The organism is Streptomyces sp. NPDC006335 (assembly GCF_040612795.1).
Lineage (GTDB): Bacteria > Actinomycetota > Actinomycetes > Streptomycetales > Streptomycetaceae > Streptomyces.
In genome coordinates this window covers 1-1369 of record NZ_JBEXQX010000061.1, presented here as the reverse complement: position 1 = coordinate 1369, position 1369 = coordinate 1, and the positions used below count along the sequence as shown (strand labels likewise).

General features: G+C 68.2%; 1 protein-coding gene. It reads right to left on the bottom strand.

The window, feature by feature from the left end; genetic code table 11:
* A partial coding sequence (locus ABZ098_RS44950; protein ID WP_356600906.1) for an AMP-binding protein occupies window positions 1-1308 on the bottom strand: 1308 nt, incomplete at its 3' end.
* Between the last annotated feature and the right edge of the window lie 61 nt (window positions 1309-1369).

Here is a 1369-nt window from a genome sequence, read left to right as displayed (position 1 = left end):
AAAACGCTCCGCCGTCAGCCCCGCACGCCCCCCATACCCACGCGCCACCTGCGCCCCACCGACCAGCAACTCACCAGCCACACCCACCGGCACCAGATTCAGCGACCCGTCCACCACATACACCCGCGTATTGGCGACCGGACCACCGATCGGAACCTGCTCCGGCACCTCCTGGCCCGCCACCACCACCTGCACACAACAACCGACCACCGTCTCCGTCGGCCCGTACTCGTTCACCAGCACCGAGTCCGGCGCCACCGCCAGCCAGTCCCGCACATACGCCCCCGACAGCGCCTCACCACCCACCACCACATACCCCGCCAGACCAGCCACCTCACCGGCAGGCAACACCTCACGCAACAACGGCAGATGCCCGGGCACCACCTTCAACAACCCCGACCCGCCCGCCACACGCGCCACCCGGGCCAGATCCACCGGATCACCACCCGCACTGACCACCACCGACGACCCCGCCACCAACGGCACCACCAGACTGGTCACCGTCAAGTCGAACGACAACGACGAATGCAGCACAGCCCCCCAACCGTTCGGGCGGTCCCCGGACAGGCCATACGCCCCGGCCGCCCAGCACACATAGTTGACCAGCCCGCCCCGGGTGACCTGCACCCCCTTGGGCCGGCCCGTCGAACCCGACGTATACATCACATACGCCAGCCCCTGCGGACCCACCCCCGACACCTCAGGCAGCCCCGACGGCGCCACCGCCACCGCCCCCACCACCACCGGATCATCCAGATCAACCACCTGCACCCGCCGCAGCGGCAGTTCCCCCGTCAGCCCGGAAACCCCCACCAAAACCGCCACCCGACTGTCCGACACCATGAACGCCAACCGGTCAGCCGGATACTCCGGATCCAACGGCAGATACGCACCACCCGCCAGCCACACCCCCAAAACCGCCGTCACCATCTCCACCCCACGCGGCAGACACAGCCCGACCACGGTCTCCGGACCCACACCCACCCCCCGCAGGTAATGCGCCAAACGACCAGCCCGCTCCACCAGACCCGCAAACGTCAACGACCGCTCACCACACACCACCGCCACCGCATCCGGACACACCAACGCCCGCGCGACAATCAGCTCACCCGGCCCCCCCACCCCAGACCACACCACCGCCGGACCCTCCCCGGCACCCACCAACCCCAACCGCTCCTCAACACCAAGCATCAACACCCGCGACAACCGACAACCAGAATCAGCAGCCACCGCCGCCAGCACCGTGCACACATGGCCCACCAACCGCTCCACCGTGCCCCGGTCGAACAACGCCGTACTGAACTCCACCAACCCCCTCAACCCACCAGCACCGCCATCACCCACAACCAACCGCAGATCAAACTTCGCC